Origin of the sequence: Mesorhizobium sp. M1338 (assembly GCF_040318045.1) — a bacterium.
Lineage (GTDB): Bacteria > Pseudomonadota > Alphaproteobacteria > Rhizobiales > Rhizobiaceae > Mesorhizobium.
In genome coordinates this window covers 135,394-154,311 of the sequence record NZ_JAMYLL010000004.1, presented here as the reverse complement: position 1 = coordinate 154,311, position 18,918 = coordinate 135,394, and the positions used below count along the sequence as shown (strand labels likewise).

The window sequence follows — 18,918 nt, the reverse complement described above, 5'->3', positions numbered from 1 at the left end:
AAACTCAAAGGTGCTGCAGAACGACAGCTGCCTGCCAGAAGCGTGAAGGATCGTCGATATGAACGCGCACTGCGAACTCCGGCGCCCATTTTTCCTGCAAGTACTGGATGGGACAAATAGCATCGCCGTAGATCTCGGCGCCACGATGATCGCCGCCGCCGGTGGGAAGATACACCAGCCGACCCGCATCGAATTCTGCTAACCGCTTTCTCGCCTCAGAAGAGAACCGTTGCAGACCCGCGTGCCAGCCACTTTCAGGAACCTTACCTTCGAGCGACGCCACAAATTCAAGGAAACGACGAGGTTCGACGGTAAGCGCCACAATTGCCCCAGGGCGCGTCACGCGTTTGAATTCCGCCATCCAATGCAGATGCACCCGCTCCGGCAAATGGGTGAATACGGAATAGGCAAGGATTGCATCGACGCTTGCGTCCGCCATGTTCAAGGCGCCAAGAGGCTCGATCGTCGATAGTTCCCCTGGTACGCCATTCGACCTAGTTAGCGCGATAACATCGGGGTCGATATCGACTCCAAAAAGTCGACTTTCTGCGACATCTTTCCAGGCAAATCGGAGGAAGCGTCCCCACCCGGTGCCAAAGTCCAGAAACGCAGTGTCTCTGCCTATCGGCTTGCCGTACTGCTGAGCGACTTGCTTCATCAGAGCGTAGAATTTGTGCGCCTCTCGAAGCGCGTTCTCATTGGCCGAACCGACGAATTGCGACTGTAGGTCATCGGGCGGGAACGACGGAAACATCAGGCCAGAAACCACGGGGTCCCGAACACTCGCGACGAGCATGTCGAGCCATTGATTATCCGAATAATGTCGAAAATTCTCGATAGTGGTCATTATGTGTCCTTCAATGAGTTTCGGCGGTCGAGTAGCCAGAGCCCAAGGCTGCTGCGGCAGTCAGTCGCTCAACTGCGTGCGCAAGTGTTCCGTCGATCTGACCTACTTCATCCTCGAACTCGTCAGGACCAAGCGCCAGATCTGCAAGCGATCTGAGGGCTTTTGGCCTGAACCAGAACATCGAACCCGCAGGGAAAACAGTGTCATATCGACCGACTTGAGCCGCCATTCCCAGTTTAGGCAAGAGTTGGTCCAACCAATTGCGATTGAGAATGTTCCTGTCCAATTCGCTCAAATCAAGAAGCGATCCCGCGGGTGCCAACAATCCCAATCTACTGTCCTCGTCGAAACGCCGAATTATCTGCCTCACACGTTCGCGCGACCCCAAAAGGCCTTCTAGTGCGCTGCTCCTGAGAGCATTGCCGTCACGCCGATGAGGCGACTTCTTGCCGTGCACTTTGCAAGCCAACTCATATCCTTCGCCGAGAAGAAAAGGTAACAACTGGAGGAACGGCTGAATGTCGCGCCCGCGATTGCGGAAATATGACAGGCGGGTATTGGGAAAGGCATCAAGAATACGCTCTGCAACAGTACCTGGCGCGTCTCGCCGCACCGAGATCAAGAGGTCGGCATCCCTGGCATTTGAGAGACTATCGCGCATCTCTTCGAACAGATCGTCGTAGTGCAGATGCAAGACAATCGCCGACCTAGATCGTTTGCGGAATGCCTTCTGCGATTGTTCAGTCAGTTCAACGAGGCGCCGGTCGGGCGTGATAAAATCGCGCATAAGGTTGGCTGTGGCATGCAGATAGCCATATCCGAATTTTCGATCGGGTTCTAAATGCGCGCCTTCCGCCCACTCATTCCACGCATTGACGAATACCAATGGCGGTTGGGTAGCATCGTTTGCCATGTTGTCTAGGGTTATGTCGCATGCGTTCCTAAGCCATCTGGCATATGAAGCAGGACTGGCGCCATAGAAGCTGTGCCCGCCTCCTGGCTTACGTGCTTCGTTGTCCCAACTCGGACTTACGGTTTTGATAAGCTGATAAGGGGTGCGCTGCTTCCTGCCATAGGACGCCGCAAGTTCCTCATAATCGTAGATCTGACCGCGAAAGTCAGGGTTCACAATTTTTAGTTGCCCATTAAGGCCCGAGGCCATTCCCATATGGGGCGGAAATTCGATGGCCGCATCAAAGCCGAGCGGACGTGGGTCCAATATTCCAAAAGTTTGCGCGGCGACGAGATAAAGATCGCCGACACCACTGGCTTTAGTCCGCTCGCGCCAACGGGCCGCAGTTGCAGCGGGATCCGGAAGCAGGCTGGCGCGATACACGATGAGAACTGCACGACCTTCGTGCCGCAAGTAGCGCCGGTCCCGTAACGCTGGGAGGATGTCGTCGAGAAATGCAACGTCATCACTGGGCGAGTGCTGCTGCGACATCAGCACATCTTGCTCTTGGCCGTCCCATCTACGAGTCCAATTCTCATTGGCCCAGCACAAGCAAAACTCGATGTCGATATCGCTGTTCTCTAGGAATTGCCGAACTGGCTTCTCAAGCAACCGCCTACCGCCGAACCAATAGTGATGGAAACAAAAGCCCGCCACGCCATACGATTTCGCCAAGACTGCCTGCTGCCGCATGATGTCAACGACTCTAAGATCGTAGAATCCCAACTCCCCCGGCATATGCGGTTGGTAATGGCCAATGTACTGAGGGACTGCCTTGGCGACGTTGGTCCATTCTGTGAACCCCTTCCCCCACCATTCGTCGTTCTCAGGTATGGGGTGGAACTGTGGCAAGTAAAACGCCATTGCCTTCAGTGGTGAGCGCGCGAAGTCTATGGCCTCTTCAGAGCGCGGGACATATGCTAGATCCGTGCCAGCGGGACGCTTGGCGATTGCGAGAACCTGAGCTACGTATTCCGCCTCAACACTGGCGCCATGCCCAAGAGCCAACGGCGTTTCTATGGCTGTAGCGCCGCTTTTTGAGCTATCGTTGGTGTCTTGACGAGACAAACTCCCTGCCTTCCGCACCAAATCATATCGAACGAGGCGCATTTTTAAAGTGTGCTTGACGTTCGCCGGCACCGGCAGGCGACGCATCATTCGCCTTCCAACCCCAAGTAAGGCACCAGCGGAGCCACGTGGGTCTGTCAGCAAGTACTTCACAGTACGAATAGGGCTAGTAACGCGCCAACTTGTACTGCTGCGCAGTTCTTCAATCGCGTTTGCATAGTTCGCAACTTCTGCTTGGCTACGGGCGAGTGCAACTTCCAGCTGCTGACGTTCACGTTGAACAACGGAAAGCGTGCCGTTGACAGTCGCCGCCGCCTCCAAGGTCCGCCGCATACTGGCTAGATCGTCGCGCATTTCGGCTAGCTGCCCGACTTGAGCCTGAACGCTTGCTGCTTGAGCCTGAGCTCTTGCTGCTCGCTCTTGCTCCAGCACCTCAAGCAAGTGTCTCTCCCTCTTGCGATGCTCATTCACCACAGCACGCGATTTTAGCAGTTGCTCTTGCAGCTTATTTTCGCGTGAATGAGACTCGATCTTTTGCCGTTCTAGTTCCTGCCTAGAGGCACTGATCTCGGCAGCGCTCTCTGTTTTGAGGTCTTGTATACGATTCTCGGCAGACGTTACTGCGGCGTTGAGAGCATAGAGGTCTGGATAGACCGCGTTGCCGAATGTAGTGGAGACCGCGTCGAACGCTTGTCTCACGCGATCTAGAGTTCTACGTGGCTGCGGGCTGTCAGGGTTACTTTCAAGAGATCGAAGTGCGGCGTAGCTGTCTTTCACCCATCCTGCTACCACCGTGCTGGCGTCAAGCTCGTCCAGACTTGCATAGTGGTGCTGACTAGCGGATGAGATGAAAGCGTCGACATCTGCTCCAGCCTCATCAAAGGAGAGCGGCCAACTCAGCGAAAGCGTCTTTCCAATCCTTTTCAGGCAAGGCCGCCACTCCTCCACAACTGCTTCATAGGAGACGAAAGCTCTCGGATCACGGCGACTGGCTTGCTCGGCATCCAACACGTGACGAAGCCACACCAGCGTCCCAAACCCTTGGCTTGAACCGCCACGCTTTTCGAGTGATGCAGCAACAGCCAAAGGATTTCGGGACACAAGCACATAACGGACATCGATTTGTAGCGACTGCAAGATGTCGGCGTACATCTCGGCGAAGCGTACGATGCGCGGCTCTTTGATTACGAATAGAGGCGCAGCACCATATTCTTCGCCAATGATCCGAGCGATTTCGGTTCGATAGAACTTTCTGCGTTCCTCCGGTAGTTTTGTTACGTCGTAAGGCCGCCAGTCATCCCAACTGCTGCCAGCCTCCGCGAGCATTTTCTCATTGAGGGTATTGAGGCTCGTTGGCTCCCAATAGCCGTTGGCATTGTTGTCGTCCGGGCCGATGACTCGATCCGGGAGCGCTGCTCCCAAAAGGTTGAGTACCCTCGTCAGCGCGCTGGTGCCCGAGCGGTGCATGCCGAGCACCATGATGCATGTGCGTTTGGCGGCTTTCGGCTTTGCCTTGCGTGCTTTCGGCTCGTCAACAGGCGTCGCATCAAGCGTGTTTTCCGGTGAAGGGTGCTTGTTCATGCCGTCAATGCCTGTTTCGTCCCACCGATAAGAAGACGCCGCACCACCATCTCCGTCGATTGCCGCCAGTCCGGCGCGTTCCAGCCGAAGACGGAGGCGAATTTCGCGCTCGATAGCCGGGAATTGGCGGGGCGGCGCGCCTTGGTCGGATAGTCCATCGTAGCAATGTCCCGTACCCGCGCCCAAGGACCACCAGACACGCGGCTTGTGTCCAGGATATGGCGGGCAAAGCCGCTCCAGTTGGCCTCGCCGGTTCCGGCCAGATGATAAATGCCGAACGTGCCGAAGCTCTTGTCGTCATGCAGCATCGCTGCCGCATGCAGGATTGCGTCGGCGATATCAAGTGCGGATGTGGGATTTCCCCACTGATCGGCCACCACGGCGATCTCGTCGCGGTCGGCGGCGAGCCGCAGCATGGTCTTGACGAAATTCTTGCCGAACGGGCTGTAGACCCACGCGGTGCGCAGGATCAGATGGCTCGGATTGGCTAATGCCACCGCCTGCTCGCCGGCAAGCTTGGAGGCGCCATAGACGCTGGCTGGCGCGGTCGCGTCCGTCTCGACATAGGCACTGTCCTTCGAACCGTCGAAGACATAGTCGGTCGAAAGATGGATGACGGGAACGCCCAGCCGCCTTGCCGCTTCCGCCACCTTGCCGGCGCCGACGGCGTTCACCGCGAATGCCAGATCGGGCTCATCCTCGGCCTGATCCACGGCCGTGTAGGCGGCGGCCGACACGACGATGTCGGGCTTGGCGGCCGCGATGGCTTCGATCAGAGTGTCGGGTTTTGCCAAATCGAGTTCCGGCCGGCCAATGGCGATGACTTCCACGCCGGCACGCCCCTGGCTGGCCTCCAGAAGGCTTGCCGCGACCTGGCCCTCGCGTCCGGTGACAACGAGCCTCACGCGACCCCCTCGCGGGCCTCACCCAACCGTTCACCGGCGTAGCGTTGTTCGCGGATCGGCCCCCACCACCATTTGTTGTCGAGAAACCAGTCCACGGTTCTGGCCAGGCCGCTGTCGAAATTCTCCTGCGGCGTCCAGCCCAGGTCCCGGCTTATTTTCGAAGCGTCGATGGCATAGCGGCGGTCATGGCCGGGACGGTCGGTGACGAAAGAGATCAGGTCGCGATAGCTCTTGCCACCGGCCCGGGGACGCCTGATGTCGAGCAAATCGCAGATCGTCTCGACGACACCCAGGTTCGTCCGCTCGGAATTGCCGCCGACATTGTAGCTTTCGCCCGGCTGCCCTTTCGTGGCGACAAGTTCCAGAGCCCGCGCGTGATCCTCGACGAACAGCCAGTCGCGCACATTGGCGCCGGCGCCATAGACCGGCAGCGGCTTTTCATCGAGCGCGTTGAGGATGACCAGCGGGATCAGCTTTTCGGGAAAGTGGTAGGGTCCGTAATTGTTCGAGCAGTTGGAAAGCACGACCGGCAGGCCATAGGTTTCGTGCCAGGCGCGCACCAGATGGTCCGAGGCCGCCTTCGAGGCGGAATAGGGCGAAGACGGCGCGTAGGGCGTTTCCTCGACGAACATGCCGCCATCGAAAGGAAGATCGCCGAACACCTCATCGGTCGAGACATGATGGAAGCGGAAGCCGCTCTTCCTGTCCTCGGGCAGGCCGCGCCAGTATTCCAGCGCGGAATTGAGGATCTTGTAGGTGCCGACGATGTTGGTCTCGATAAACGTGCCCGGGCCGTCGATCGAGCGGTCGACATGGCTCTCGGCGGCTAGGTTCATCACGACGTCGATATCGTCCCGGCGGAGGATGTCGAGCACAGCTTTCTCGTCACAGATATCGGCATGAGCAAAACGGTAATTGTGCGCGTTCTCGATCGGCCGCAGTGAGGCCAGGTTTCCCGCGTAGGTGAGCTTGTCGAGATTGGTCACCCGATAGGACGGGTTGGCGCACAAATGCCGGCACACCGCCGAGCCGATGAAGCCAGCACCGCCCGTCACCAGAAAATTCATGCCGCTGTCCTCATCGTTGGCAATCCATCAGGCAAACACCTCGGCGGCGGCCAATAGCGGCGCCTTGAGATCCTTGTCCGAAAGCTGGAACCCGCCGGTCAATGACGGCCATTCGATGCCGATGGCGGGATCGTCGAAACGGATCGACCGGTCATGCGCCTGCGAATAGGTGTCGGTGACCTTATACAGGACCTCGGTGTCGGGCACGAGCGTCACGAACCCGTGCGCGAAGCCTTTCGGCACCAGAATCTGGTTGCCCTTTTCGGCCGACACTTCGAGAGCGACCCATTTCCCAAAGGTCTTCGAGCCACGGCGAATGTCGACCGCGACGTCGAGAATACTGCCCCGGATGACGCGCAGCAGCTTGTCCTGCGCCCGCGGCGCCAGTTGGTAGTGAAGCCCGCGCAAGACGCCTGCGGCAGCGGAATAGGAATGGTTGTCCTGCACGAAAAGCAGGTTGATGCCGGCCTGCGCAAAGCGCTCGGCATTGTAGGTCTCGATGAAGAAACCGCGCGCGTCGCCATGCCGCTTCGGCACGATTTCCAGCACGCCATCGATGCCAAGGGACCTGACTTCCAGCATCTAGCCCTCCGCCAGGTCCACGACACGCCGGCGCAGATAGGCGGCATATTCGTTCTTGCCCAGGCGGTCGGCACGACGCAGAACCTGGTCCACCGTCAGCCAACCCTGTTCAAGGGCGATCTCTTCCGGACAGGCGACCTTGATGCCCTGGCGATGCTCGATGGTGCGCACGAATGAGGAGGCTTCGTGCAAACTGTCATGCGTGCCGGTGTCGAGCCAGGCGTAGCCACGCCCCAGCCGGTGCACATGCAACTGGCCACGCTCGAGGTAGACGTTATTGACCGCCGTGATCTCGAGTTCGCCACGCGCCGAGGGCCGGATGGAGGGGGCGATGTCGACGACGTCATTGTCGTAGAAATAGAGACCGGTGACAGCCCAGTTGGATTTCGGGTTCTGCGGCTTTTCTTCGATCGTCAGCGCCGTTCCGGTGGCCTTGTCGAAGGATACGACACCATAACGCTGGGGATCCTCGACATGATAGGCGAACACCGAAGCACCCTTTTCGCGCGAGGCCGCGTCGCGGCAAAGCTGCGACAGCCCATCACCGAAATAGATGTTGTCGCCGAGGATCATCGACACGCTGTCCTTGCCGATGAAATCCCGGCCGATGATGAAGGCTTCCGCAAGACCGTTGGGTTGCGGTTGCTCGGCATAGGACAGATCGAGCCCGAACTCCGATCCATCGCCAAGCAGATCGCGAAAAACCGGCAGATCACGCGGCGTCGAAATGACCAGAATCTCGCGGATACCCGCAAGCATCAAAACGCTCAGCGGGTAATAGATCATCGGCTTGTCGTATATCGGCAGAATCTGCTTAGAGATCGCTAATGTTAGCGGATAGAGACGCGTTCCACTGCCTCCAGCAAGGATAATTCCTTTCAAGAAGCTCTCCTCGACATGCCAAAGCCCCCCGGCCCTGCCGCCCGTGCTTAGGTTCCAAGCAATGGCTTGTCAATCTCGGCGCTCGACAAACCACCAGACCACGTCCGGCACCGATGCCGGCGGCCAATTCCCGGCGAACCCACTGCTGTCATCTTGCCAAAGCCGACGGCCTGACGGAAACCAGCAGTTTGCCATGATGGGCGTCGGGCGACTCGCCTCTTGGGTTCAACCGCTCAGCAAAGCCCTTGTGAAAAATGATACCATTCATATAGGCAAAAATCATCGCGAGCGCCGCTGTTCGCAAGGGATAGTCGACCAGCGAATGAACGAGAAGAAACGATACCGAGAGAAACGCGGCTTTCTGCAGCGGCTCCCGCCGAACCCCAAGAGCCGACGCGAAAAGTAATATCAGGTAAACCGCGATCAGAAAGACAACAGGCGCGCCACCCTCGAGTGCCAGTTCCAGATAGTCGTTATGAGCGTGATTCACGTAGGGCTTGAAGATCATCTCGCCCTTTTCGTAAATCTGATAGACCTTCTGAAAACTGCCGAAACCCACTCCGATCGCCCAGTTTTCTTCAATTCCCGCGATCGTCGTTCGGGCGAATTCGGCTCGCCCAAATTCCGGATCAACCACCTCCGCATCGATCTTCGTCCACGCGCCCATCGAGTAGAGCGAAAGACCGATGAAGACAGCGAGGACGCCATAACCACCTAGCCTGGAGCGAGCGGACAGAAAGACCACCGATATTATGGTGATCGCCAATCCTATCAGGATACCTGCGCGCGAACCGGCGGCCAGAAGCAGCAGCAGCAGCGATATCAACCCGAGCGATCCGGACAGAAGGTGCCCGCGGAACAGTCCGTAGTAGACAACGAAAGGGATGGAGACGAAGAGCAACGCCGAAAAATGATTCTGGTTGGCAAACAGTCCGGCATTGATCGTGAACGGCAACAACCCCTCTATGGCAACCGTATCGGAGAGTGAATATTGGATCGCGGCGGCCAATCCGTTACAGATGACACCCATGAAAAAGAAAGGCAGAAGGCCGTAGACCTGATCCGGGCGCAAACGGATGACGCTCAGAAAGAATGCCGCCGCCGCCGAGAAATACAAAAAACACTCGATCGTGCGCCCCACGCCGACACTGACGAAACGCAGTCGGGTTTCGCCGGCCAGCCATGGATTTACGAGCAGCACCTCGGGCCGCAATCCACTCAACAGGGCTGCGGGCAGCGGCACGATTTGAAAACAGAACACGGCAAGGGCAAGGGCAAGCAGCCATGGGACCGGACGAGGGATCCTCTGCCCCGATGGCCTTGAAAAGACGGCCGCGGCCGAGACAATCGCCGCAAGCTCGATCAGTGTCTCGGTGTAAAGGCCGCTCGCCGTGCCGCCGCCGATCAGCACCGACAGGAAAAGAACCGACCCAAGCAGATACTTTTCCCATTCCGTGGACGGGTTTGACCGCTCTCTCACAATGAAACTCTTTCGATGCTCAGCTTGTGCATGACCAACGTGCCGACGTATCGAAATCGCCAGCTCTCAGCGATGGCGGCTGTTTCCAGCCGCAGCAATTGCATCGGACACGCGCTCGGTCCGATCGCGAAATCCAGGCTCAAATCCTGCCGGTTGAATGTGCCTTCCGGAATGTTGAACCGGGCTATTTCGCTTGCCGGATCCGCGCAGCGGATGGACCAGAACAGCTGCTTTGGCAGCTTCAGGTTTCTCCCGGAGGCGGTCAGGGAAATCCTGTAGGAGCCGGGAGGCAGTTCGATATATTGCTGGAGCGCGGCATTCTTCACCGGCGTATTCAAAAATCGAACGGTCGCTCCGCTGTCGCTTTCGCCGACATCGCGCGACCCGGCAAAGGTAATTTCCAGACCGGAGCGATCGTGAACCTGCCAGTCGAATGGCTTGCCGCTGTGGACCGGTTCAAAGCCGCCGTTGAAAATGTAGCCACCCAGCGCCCGCTCCTGATCGGACAGGCTGAAAAGGAACAGCCGATAGGCCGGCTCGTAGTCCTTTTGCCTGATATAGCCGTTGATCACCGCGGACAGCTCCTTCGATGTCGGTGGTGAACTCGATCCGGCAAGGTCGAGCAACAGTTGGCTTGCGGCGCGAAGTCCCCGCGGATCCTGGCCTAGGGCGGAGAAAAGATTGGACCTCCACGGAGCCTCGATCTTCATGGCTGCCAGGACAGCCTGATATCCGTTTGGATTTGAAAGAATGGCCGGCATGCCCGCCGCGATGACTGGAAAACGGTCCGGCCACCGGCGCAGCAAGGTGTCGATCTCGCCGACGGCCATCGACAGATCACCTCCCTCGATCGAACGGTCGATCGATCTCTGAAGCGCATGGATTTCAGTCTTGGACAGCTTTCGAGCCAGATCGAAGAGTTCAAAAGCTTCGTCTTTCTCGCCTTGTCGGTACTTGATCTCGCCTAACAGGCTGTAGAGCCGGGCGTCCGCGACATTGAAGCGAAGCGCGCCCCTCGCCTTGGCAGCCAAAGCGTCAAGATCAGGACCACCGCCTGTTTCGTTCAGTTCCCCGGTAATGGCACCTACCAAGGCATTTATGTTCAACGGATCGACCGCAAGCGAGACGGCCGGCGTTCCGGTCTCAAGGAGCCGACTTAACCCGATCGACGAAGCCGCCAACAGCAGAACGGATGCGACGAACCAAACGCCTGAACGCCGGAGATTTCGCGTGAGCGGGCTGACCGGCTCCGTCATCGACTTTGCCCTCAATTTTCGGGGTACTCGCGCCGTAGTCGTAGTACTGGTAGTTCATGTATTTGTAGGCATAGTTGTAGTCGAACTTGTTCACCGCAAACTTCGACATTGCCGCTCCGATGACATTCGCACCGGCCGCGCGCAGACGCTTGAGCGCCGTCTTGGCTGATTTGCGCGTGACCTTGTTGGTGGAAACGACCATCAACGTGCCTTCCGCAAGCCGGCTGAGGATTGGGCCGTCGGAAAGGCCGACGACCGGTGGGGCATCGATGATGATCAGATCGAAGCGTTTGCCGAGATTGGTCAAGATCAGCGCCATCTTCTGCGAAGAGAGCAGGTCGGCCGGGTTCGGCGGAATCGTCCCGGACGTCAGCACGGTCACGTTAGGGTATTTCGTCGTCCTGAAAATGCCCGCCAGATCATCCTTGCGAACGGGTATTTGTCAGAAGGTTGCTCAGCCCGATCGCATTATCGAGGCCAAACAGCCGATGCAGGTTCGGTTTGCGAAGATCGCCATCGACAAGCAGAACCCTTGCACCGAGCGCCGCGAAATCCTGGCAGAGCTTGAACGAGGTGGTCGACTTGCCTTCCGAAGGTTCCGAACTGGTCACCAGCAGCGATCGCGGCGCGCCTTCCGCACCGGAGAACTGCAGCGATGTTCGCAGCGAACGATAGGCCTCCGAGAGCCCGGATTTTTGATCGGCGATGCTGGCTGTGAGTTCGCGGTCGTCGACAAGCGGCAGGATGCCGAGCATCGCCAGCCCCAGCTCTTTCTCGATCTGCTCCGGATTGGTGAAGGTGTTGTTCAGCAGCTCGATGATGTAGATGATCGATGCAGCCAAAGCCATGAAAAGCGCCAACGCGATTGCAAGATTGATGCTCAGGCGTGGAGAATAAGGGGCTACGGGCAGCGAAGCGAAATCGACGATCGCGGCGCTTTGCGTCTTGAGTTCCGAGCTAACCCCGACTTCATTCAGCTTGGCGATAAGGCTGTCATACTGCGACCGATTGGAATCGACCTCACGCTTCAAGATCGTGTATTTGATATTCTTGTCGTTGAAGACGACCTGCTGCCTCTCCATCTCAGTGAGCTTGGACTTGAGGTCGGCCTCCTTGCTCTGCGCTTCCTGGTATTTCAGTCGCAACGAATCGGTTATGGCCAGCACGCCGTTGTTGTAGAGCCGCCGCAGTTCCTTGATCTGCGCTTGCAATTGCTGCATTTCCGGATAGCCAGGCTTCAGGATGCCCAGTTTCTGCTGATACTGGCTGGTCAGGTCCGCCAGTTTTTCGCTGAGCTTCTGCAGACCTTCGCTTTCCAGAACCGGGCCGAGGCTTGACCCGCGCCCCTTTTCTATCTGATCCACCACCCGTCCCGCATCGAGGCGCTCCTGGATTGCCGTCGCCAGCGCGGTGTTCAGGGCCTCGATGTTCGATCCGATCAGCGATTTGTCGTCGCCAGTGACCGTGATGCCGGCGTCTTTTGCGTAGGTGACCAATTCCTCCTCGGATTTCTGCAGCTTTTGCTTCACCTGCAAAACCTGTTCCTGGATGAATTGCCTTGCCAGATCAGAGGTTTCGCTGGTCTGGTCCAGGCGCTGGTCGATAAAACTCTGCGCGACCTGATTGGCTACGTCGCTTGCATATTTCGGTTTCTGATCGACAAAGGTGATCGACAGCAGGCTTGTATTGGTGACCAGATTGACCGTCAGGTCTTCCAGGATCCGCTTGATGGCAATTGCTTCGCGCTCTTCGGGCGTTTTCTCCTCGATGGAAGGCGACTTCGACATTCCGAATGCCCGGTAGACAATGTTGCTCAGCGAAAAGCTCGGCGTCGGAAACAGGAAGTCCGGCTTTTCGCCAAGCCCCAGCTGGAACGCCACGCGCTGAGCCAGCGCGCGGCTCTTCAGCTTTTCACGGGCGGTCAGGAAGGCCCTGACGTCGCTGTTTTCGGAAACAACCTCGATGTCCTGAAAGACCTTCGCCGAAGGGACCAGAACTTCAAGTTGCGTCGTTGCCTGATATTTTGGTGTCTGCATCATTGTCACGATGACGCCGGCAACAAGCCCGGCAGCTGCCATCATGACGATCAGCCAACGATACTGGACAATGTAGAAAAGCAGCTTGAGCGGGTTGAACCCTTCATCCTGACCGGCATGGTCACGATCATAAGGACCGTAGTTTTGCTGCACGTCGTAATAGAGGTCCGCGGACAGGGCCTGTCCGGGTCCGGCAAATTGGGATTGCCTGTTACGATCGAGCATGCGCGAGGTGATCCTGGGGTTGTTCGTATCGTGACCTGTCCTACGGAATGACCGCAATGCGGGCCGCGCTGGAGGCGAGGCCCAGGGCATCCTCCAAATTGTTCATCGCGATTTTCGACTTCGAAGCAAAAACGACGATCACATCGCCGCCATGGATGCGTGGGTTGCGATTCTTGCCCGCGCGGATTTCCTCGACATTGTAGTTTGCCACCAGCTTGTTTTGGCCAATATTGCGATAGACGAAGACCTTGCCGGCATCACCGATCGGATTGAAGCCTCCGGCAAGGGCGATCGCATCGAGCAAAGAAGCGCTGCTGGACACCGGATAGATGCCGGCCTTGTTGACTTCCCCATCGACCGTGATGCGCTGGCCAATCGATTCCTTGACGAAAATCGCCACATCAGGCGATTGCAGGTATTTTTCGCCATAAGCGGTCTCGATTTCCTTCTCGAGCTGACGCACGGTCCTGCCGGCCGCAGTCATCGTTCCGATCAGCGGAAGCGAAATCTGCCCGCTTGCGTCGACCTGAACAGTCCTGTTCAAATTGTCGACCTGGAACACGCTAACCTCCAGCACATCATTGGCAGACAGGGGTTGCTCGCTGCCATTTTGGGAGTTCTGCGGCGCAGGCAGGTCCTTCACCATCTGCAGTGTGCCGCCGCCAGAAAGAGCCGTGGAGGACGCCGCCGGCTGAAGGGCGCTGACAGAATTTGTGGATGACGTCGATGTCAACGGGGTGCCGGCGCAAGCGGATATCGCCAGCGATGCGAGCAACGCTGACAGGGTGCTTGCATGACGCCTTGCAAAATCGAAAATGCCCATCACAGGTACCCGCTCTTGAACAGCCGGCCAAATTCGCCGAAACGGCCTACGCTGCTGGCACACGACCTTTTCGCGTTCCGCTTTCCAATGGGCACGAGCGGCCGGCAGGATGTGTTGTGGCGTTTCGAACAGGAAATAGCGGGATCCGTTCAACGTCGGCACGGTGCCAAGCGTCAGTCGATCGGGAAGATCAGGCGCGATATGAACATCGGCGCCGACGTACAGGGTAAGCGGTATGGCAGCGTTACGGAATTCCACCTCCAACGCCTGAACTGCCTCGGCAATGTTCGGCGTGGCATTCCTATGGACGCCCGGCATCACATGTGGTGTGCATGCCATGTGCGTCGTGCCGTCGGCCACTGCCAGCCGCGCCATCTCCAGCGACTCGGCGAGATCAGGAGAACCATCATCGAGACCGGGCAGGATATGTGAATGCAGGTCGATCATTGGCGTTTCTGGCTGCGGGGAGGCAAAGCCTCGGCTCGACAAAACACAAATGCGCCACCCGCATGAAGGCGAATGACGCGTTTGACAAAATTGCGCAAAACAGCGGGTGTCGGATCTCGGCTACCGGCTGACAGCGTCATCGTCGTCCTGCAGCCCAATAATAAGAGCGGCGGCGCCACCAACCGCGGCCCCGCCCAAGAGAGCTGGCAGCATGACAGGCTCCGAGCTGGCAGGCTCAACCGTCGCAACTGGCGTATCGAGCGAAACGCACATGCCACCTTCGACAGGATCGACCTTGATCGTGGTGTTGCCAGGAATATCGAATGCGCAATTGGCACCCACCGCCAGCAAAGCGGACGCCTCTGCCCCGGTCATGATGCGCGCGCCCGAATACACTGGCGCTTCGGGACCCACGCCAGCATAGCCGCCGGCCTGGGACATCTGAACGTTACCATGGACCTGCGTAAGGCGACCTATCGCACCGGCGGACGCCGGCACGGTCGCAAGACAGGAACATGTCTCCTGAGCGAAAGCGTCGGGCGTTGCAAACAGAATGCCCTCTGCGGCGAGTACAACAAAAACGAAAACAGCCCCGAGCCCATGACGAATCGTCATTTTTACCCACCCAACCCTGCAACTCACCCTCTTGGGACGCTGACGTCGTCCTGCGTAGCCGAGAGCACGCCAGCGATCAGAAGCGCGCCGGCAAAAATCGCTTCCGGCAGGTCAACCCCATCACCAGACGGCTGAATGGCGGCCGTCTGTTCGAAAAACAAGCTTGAGACAAATGTTGTCGTCGAAGTGGAAAACATCGAGACTCGAATTGGCCTGCACATCCAGGTTGCAGCCGCCGAACCCGATTGACGCAACAAATACGGCAGGCGCAGTTTTGCTCACAGCCTCATCTGCCTTTGATCCCCTCTGCATCACCATCTGATGCACCAATTCAAAGATAGCAGATCAGCACGTAGCAGTTTTTCGATCACAATTCCAACACATTTCGCGCGCGAGGCAATTTAGATCGATTCGTGACTGTCCGAGCGCAGTACTTTAGCAAAATCGCATGAACAGTTTCGACCAAAAAGCTCAGGAACCGACGTTACCCAATAGAAGAGCCACAAATACCCAAATGCAGGAGACCTGTCGGCCGGGACAGGGCAGATCCATTCACTTCGCCGTAAGAGCACCCAGTCCCTACCGTTCAGCAAGACTTGTATCATGGACCGGCTTGAACCGGCTGGCCGCAGAGAATTCGAGCCTGCGTAAATATGATAGCCAGATCTTACCCCTTGGCCGTCAAGCACTGCACAACAAGGATATCGCCAACCCTGGAAGCGATCTTGCCATCGCAAGGCGTGCCGGCACCAACGGGTTTGCAGTCAGGACCGCCCCTGATAGTCCCGGCGCGCCGCTTCCGTCACCGGGGCGCGCATCGCCTGGGGCCTGGAAAACGCCGCGCCGCATAGCAGTATCTTGCGACCGCCGACGCGAAGATCGTCGATCGAGGGAATGGCGAGATCACCGTCAAACGGCTCGAGTACCGCGACCGGGCGGCGGGCAGCCTCTCTGAATCACGCCTATAAAGCCGGCAGCAAACAGAATAGCTACAATGGCAAGGAACGCTATGCTCTTGACTGACAAGGCCGTCCTCCATCCGGCCCAACTGTCCGTCAGGCCCGTTCATTCATTTCGCCGCGAGCCATCCAGCTTTTCTATCTGCCGCATGTACTTCGCGATGACGATCGTCTCCGAAAACTGCCGCTCCACCTTGTTTCTGCTCTCCACTCCCATCCGGCCTCTGGAGGCATCATCCATCTTCGCAAACTCGACCATCTTACTTGCCAGATCATCAGGGTCCCTCACCTTGCACAGGAAGCCGTTGATGGCGTGGTCCACCACCTCCCTGCACCCGGGCACGTCGGTGGTGATCAGCGGCTTGCCCATCGCGGCCGCCTCGAGCAGCGAACGCGGCGTCCCCTCCCTGTAGGAAGGCAAGACAACACAATCGGCGGCACGCAGAAAAGGCCGCACATCGTCGGCGGAGCCTAGGTATTCGACCAATCCCTCACCGACCCATTGCTCGACATTCTGCCGGCTGACGGCGGTTCGGTTCTCTACATCAACAAAGCCGAGCAGTTGGAAACGGACTCCGGGCATCCCCCGGCGAACCAGACGGGCCGCCTCGATGAACTCGCCGACGCCCTTGTCCCAGAGAAGCCGGGCCACGAGAAGAAACACAATCGCGCCAGACCTGGTGCGATTTTCGGACGACGGAGCAAAACGCACGAGGTCGATGCCGGAGCCAGGCAGAAGCCCGGTCTGCTCCTTGCGAACCAGGTGCCCGTCGACGAACAGCATCCTGTCGTCATCATTCTGGAAGAAAACCATTCTGGAGCGAGCCAGCGCCACCCGATACAAGGCCTTGGCAATTCTGAGCAGGAGGCCACCGCGGACGAATGCCGTCCCCAGTCCGGAAATGTTGTTGATGACCGGGACACCGTTCAGATTGGCCGCGATGGAGCCGAACACGTTGGGCTTGATCGTAAAGCCGACAAACGCCAACGGCCTTTCACGCCGCAAGAGACGCCAGTAGCGCCACAGAAGTGCCATGTCCCGCAAAGGCGACGTGCCGGAATTGTCCATTTCGAGTTCGACATAGCGGCAGCCCATGGCCGATATCAGCGAAGAGTATTCGTCTCTCGGCGCCGCGATGACGACGTCATAGCCATGGCTCCGCAAGGCCTCGATCAGACCTTTGCGGAAATTGACGACGTTCCAGGATGTGTTTATCGAGATGATTATCTTGTTGCGAGCAGCGGACTTCATCTCTGCCCGCCCGGATATGACGAAGGCGCTCCCAACAGCATATCCGCAAATCGCCCAGGCGATCGTTCCGATAAGGTCTCTCCATACAGGGCCGACCGATCGCCGGCGTGAATGACCTTCAACAGTGCATCCGCAATTTCCAGCGGGCCAAATCCGGCTGAAATCGCCAGGCCGGACAGCATGTCCAGATCTCCCGCACAGGGCGTGGTGACGATGCCGGGGATCCGGCAAGCCATCATTTCCAGAAGGACGTTTGGAAATCCTTCGGTCGCCGACGTAAGCAGGCCGGCGCGCGATGCGCGAAACAGCGGAAATGGATTGTCTCTCTGGCCGAGCAGATTTATTCGGGAGGCCAGATCGAACTTGCCGGCATAGGCTCTTAGCTCCGCTTCCATGGGTCCGGCCCCCACCATGGTCAGCTCATAATCTTCGCCGGTTCTTCGTCTGACCTCGGCGAGCACATCAACCGCGATCGTTGGGCGTTTCACTTCAATCAGCCGGCCGCACCAGACTATCTGTGGACGGCGGGAAAATATCCTGGCATCGCTCTCCGGCAATGTCTCGGCGGACATTTTGACGATGAGATCTTCATCGACCGGATTGGGCAAAGTACACAGTTTAGCAATGGCGCGATGGGGCAACACGTCGCGCAATCGTTCATTCATATAGTTCGTCTGTGCGACAACCATGTCCTGGCTGCCATAGGCCGCGTACAGCGCCCTGTAAGCCAGTGCGCGAGGGACTTTGAAACGATCGAGGAGCACCGTGGATTCGCGAGCGACCAGCCTGCGGCTTCGAAGAATCCCGACACTTCGGGCGGCGGCCAGGAACGAATTCACCCGCGTGTGGCTTGAGAAAACCAAATCGTACCGATGCCGGATCAGCCGCGGGGCAAGCAAAAGCTCGCTCATCGCTTTGCCACCGCCAAAGCCGTAACTGCGCCGAATTCCATCCTGGAATGGTCCAACGGCGTCCCCTGCTGCCTGGCCACCTAGAAAGCCGATTTCGACGTCCCAGTCGGGCCGGCGCGCAAGTGCACGCGCAACCAGTTTCAGGATGGCTTCGGCTCCACCTCTGATATCGAGCGGAATGGCGATGAGGGCGAGCTTCCTTTTCATGAGCTGCAAGGATTCACTGTCTTCGCCGAAAGACATAGGCGTAGGTTTCGGCAGCATCCTTGCCGAGAAGAAGGGCCGAAACGCCTAGCCAGATGCGCCAGGCGAGAAAGGCCGGCACGAAAAAATAGAAATAGGAACTCTTCCAGAACAGACGACGCTCGATGAGTTCCAGGCCGTTCCGTTTTGCGATTACCTCGACCTCGCTGGGCAGGCACTTGTCGTAGAAAGCCGGAAACCCGTCATGACCCTTGCCCTTTTCGGGATAGATCGCAAAAAGCAGCCGTCGCTTCAGCCCCTCCGGCAGGGCCCGATTTAATCTGGCGAAAACAGCGTTGCGCGAGGGCGAGAAAATGGCAACCACGCCTCCCGGCTTCACGCAACTGGCAATGCCACGCAAGGCACCCTCACCGTCGCGCACGTGTTCAAGCGTCGCCTGACAGATCACAACGTCAGCATCACCCCTACCCTGAAACGAGGTAAGGTCCGCTTCAATCTCCTCGTCGTATATTCCGCGCGGCGCTTTCGATAATTCATGCGCGTCCAGGTCGAGCCCAACGACAAAAAGCCTCAGGCGCTGCTTCTCGGGGAGACTGACGAACGGCCTTGCACCCCCGCCAAGGTCGTAAACCCGAGCGTTTGGGGTAAGGAACGGAGGTGCTATCTCCGTCGCAAAGGTCCGGTTGCCGTCGATGCGAAGGCGGAACGGCAGAGCCCTGTCGAGGAACTCGGACATGGCCACGTTCGCGCGAACGAACTTTCGCAATCTCGACACTGCTTCACCATCAGTTTCGTTCGCCGATCTGTGCCCATTCGGACCCGACAT

16 protein-coding genes are annotated in these 18,918 nt (G+C 58.1%); all 16 read right to left on the bottom strand.

The features are described 5' to 3' along the window. Nucleotides 1–4: 4 nt before the first annotated feature. Nucleotides 5–847, bottom strand: a complete 843-nt coding sequence (locus tag NKH19_RS06255; RefSeq protein ID WP_352982010.1) for a class I SAM-dependent methyltransferase — start codon at nucleotides 845–847, stop codon at nucleotides 5–7. Between the two features lie 10 nt (nucleotides 848–857). Then, complete coding sequence (locus tag NKH19_RS06250) at nucleotides 858–4,448, bottom strand: glycoside hydrolase family 99-like domain-containing protein (RefSeq protein ID WP_352982009.1); 3,591 nt, start codon at nucleotides 4,446–4,448, stop codon at nucleotides 858–860. Next, nucleotides 4,445–5,353 (bottom strand): dTDP-4-dehydrorhamnose reductase, encoded by a 909-nt coding sequence (rfbD, locus tag NKH19_RS06245; RefSeq protein WP_352982008.1) that lies wholly within the window; start codon nucleotides 5,351–5,353, stop codon nucleotides 4,445–4,447. Before rfbD ends, NKH19_RS06250 begins: the two co-directional genes overlap by 4 nt. Next, entirely contained in the window at nucleotides 5,350–6,420 is a 1,071-nt protein-coding gene (rfbB, locus tag NKH19_RS06240) for a dTDP-glucose 4,6-dehydratase (protein WP_352982007.1), read from the bottom strand. Before rfbB ends, rfbD begins: the two co-directional genes overlap by 4 nt. A gap of 27 nt (nucleotides 6,421–6,447) precedes the next feature. Beyond that, nucleotides 6,448–7,002 (bottom strand): dTDP-4-dehydrorhamnose 3,5-epimerase, encoded by a 555-nt coding sequence (gene rfbC / locus NKH19_RS06235; protein WP_352982006.1) that lies wholly within the window; start codon nucleotides 7,000–7,002, stop codon nucleotides 6,448–6,450. Continuing rightward, on the bottom strand, nucleotides 7,003–7,884 hold the full coding sequence (gene rfbA, locus NKH19_RS06230; RefSeq protein WP_352982005.1) for a glucose-1-phosphate thymidylyltransferase RfbA: 882 nt from the start codon (nucleotides 7,882–7,884) through the stop codon (nucleotides 7,003–7,005). Between the two features lie 148 nt (nucleotides 7,885–8,032). Continuing rightward, nucleotides 8,033–9,364, bottom strand: coding sequence for an O-antigen ligase family protein (locus NKH19_RS06225; protein ID WP_352982004.1), 1,332 nt, complete (start codon nucleotides 9,362–9,364; stop codon nucleotides 8,033–8,035). Next, a complete protein-coding gene (locus NKH19_RS06220; protein WP_352982003.1) occupies nucleotides 9,361–10,620 on the bottom strand; it encodes a tetratricopeptide repeat protein in 1,260 nt (419 codons plus the stop codon). Before NKH19_RS06220 ends, NKH19_RS06225 begins: the two co-directional genes overlap by 4 nt. Then, complete coding sequence (locus NKH19_RS06215; RefSeq protein ID WP_352982002.1) at nucleotides 10,508–11,002, bottom strand: P-loop NTPase family protein; 495 nt, start codon at nucleotides 11,000–11,002, stop codon at nucleotides 10,508–10,510. The genes NKH19_RS06220 and NKH19_RS06215 overlap by 113 nt, the downstream gene beginning before the upstream one ends. Nucleotides 11,003–11,039: 37 nt before the next feature. After that, nucleotides 11,040–12,881: a GumC family protein gene (locus NKH19_RS06210; protein WP_352982001.1), complete on the bottom strand. Its 1,842-nt coding sequence runs from the start codon at nucleotides 12,879–12,881 to the stop codon at nucleotides 11,040–11,042. Nucleotides 12,882–12,921: 40 nt separating this feature from the next. Continuing rightward, complete coding sequence (locus NKH19_RS06205; RefSeq protein WP_352982000.1) at nucleotides 12,922–14,151, bottom strand: CpsB/CapC family capsule biosynthesis tyrosine phosphatase; 1,230 nt, start codon at nucleotides 14,149–14,151, stop codon at nucleotides 12,922–12,924. A 120-nt stretch (nucleotides 14,152–14,271) separates the two neighbouring features. Next, complete coding sequence (locus NKH19_RS06200; RefSeq protein ID WP_352981999.1) at nucleotides 14,272–14,766, bottom strand: hypothetical protein; 495 nt, start codon at nucleotides 14,764–14,766, stop codon at nucleotides 14,272–14,274. A gap of 23 nt (nucleotides 14,767–14,789) precedes the next feature. Beyond that, a complete protein-coding gene (locus NKH19_RS06195) occupies nucleotides 14,790–14,963 on the bottom strand; it encodes a hypothetical protein (protein WP_352877411.1) in 174 nt (57 codons plus the stop codon). Between the two features lie 868 nt (nucleotides 14,964–15,831). Continuing rightward, nucleotides 15,832–16,977 carry a glycosyltransferase family 4 protein gene (locus tag NKH19_RS06190; RefSeq protein ID WP_352982065.1) on the bottom strand — a complete coding sequence of 382 codons (1,146 nt, stop codon included), beginning with the start codon at nucleotides 16,975–16,977 and terminating at the stop codon, nucleotides 15,832–15,834. Further along, a complete protein-coding gene (locus tag NKH19_RS06185; RefSeq protein WP_352981998.1) occupies nucleotides 16,974–18,131 on the bottom strand; it encodes a glycosyltransferase in 1,158 nt (385 codons plus the stop codon). The genes NKH19_RS06190 and NKH19_RS06185 overlap by 4 nt, the downstream gene beginning before the upstream one ends. Further along, nucleotides 18,109–18,918: a class I SAM-dependent methyltransferase gene (locus NKH19_RS06180; protein ID WP_352981997.1), complete on the bottom strand. Its 810-nt coding sequence runs from the start codon at nucleotides 18,916–18,918 to the stop codon at nucleotides 18,109–18,111. Before NKH19_RS06180 ends, NKH19_RS06185 begins: the two co-directional genes overlap by 23 nt.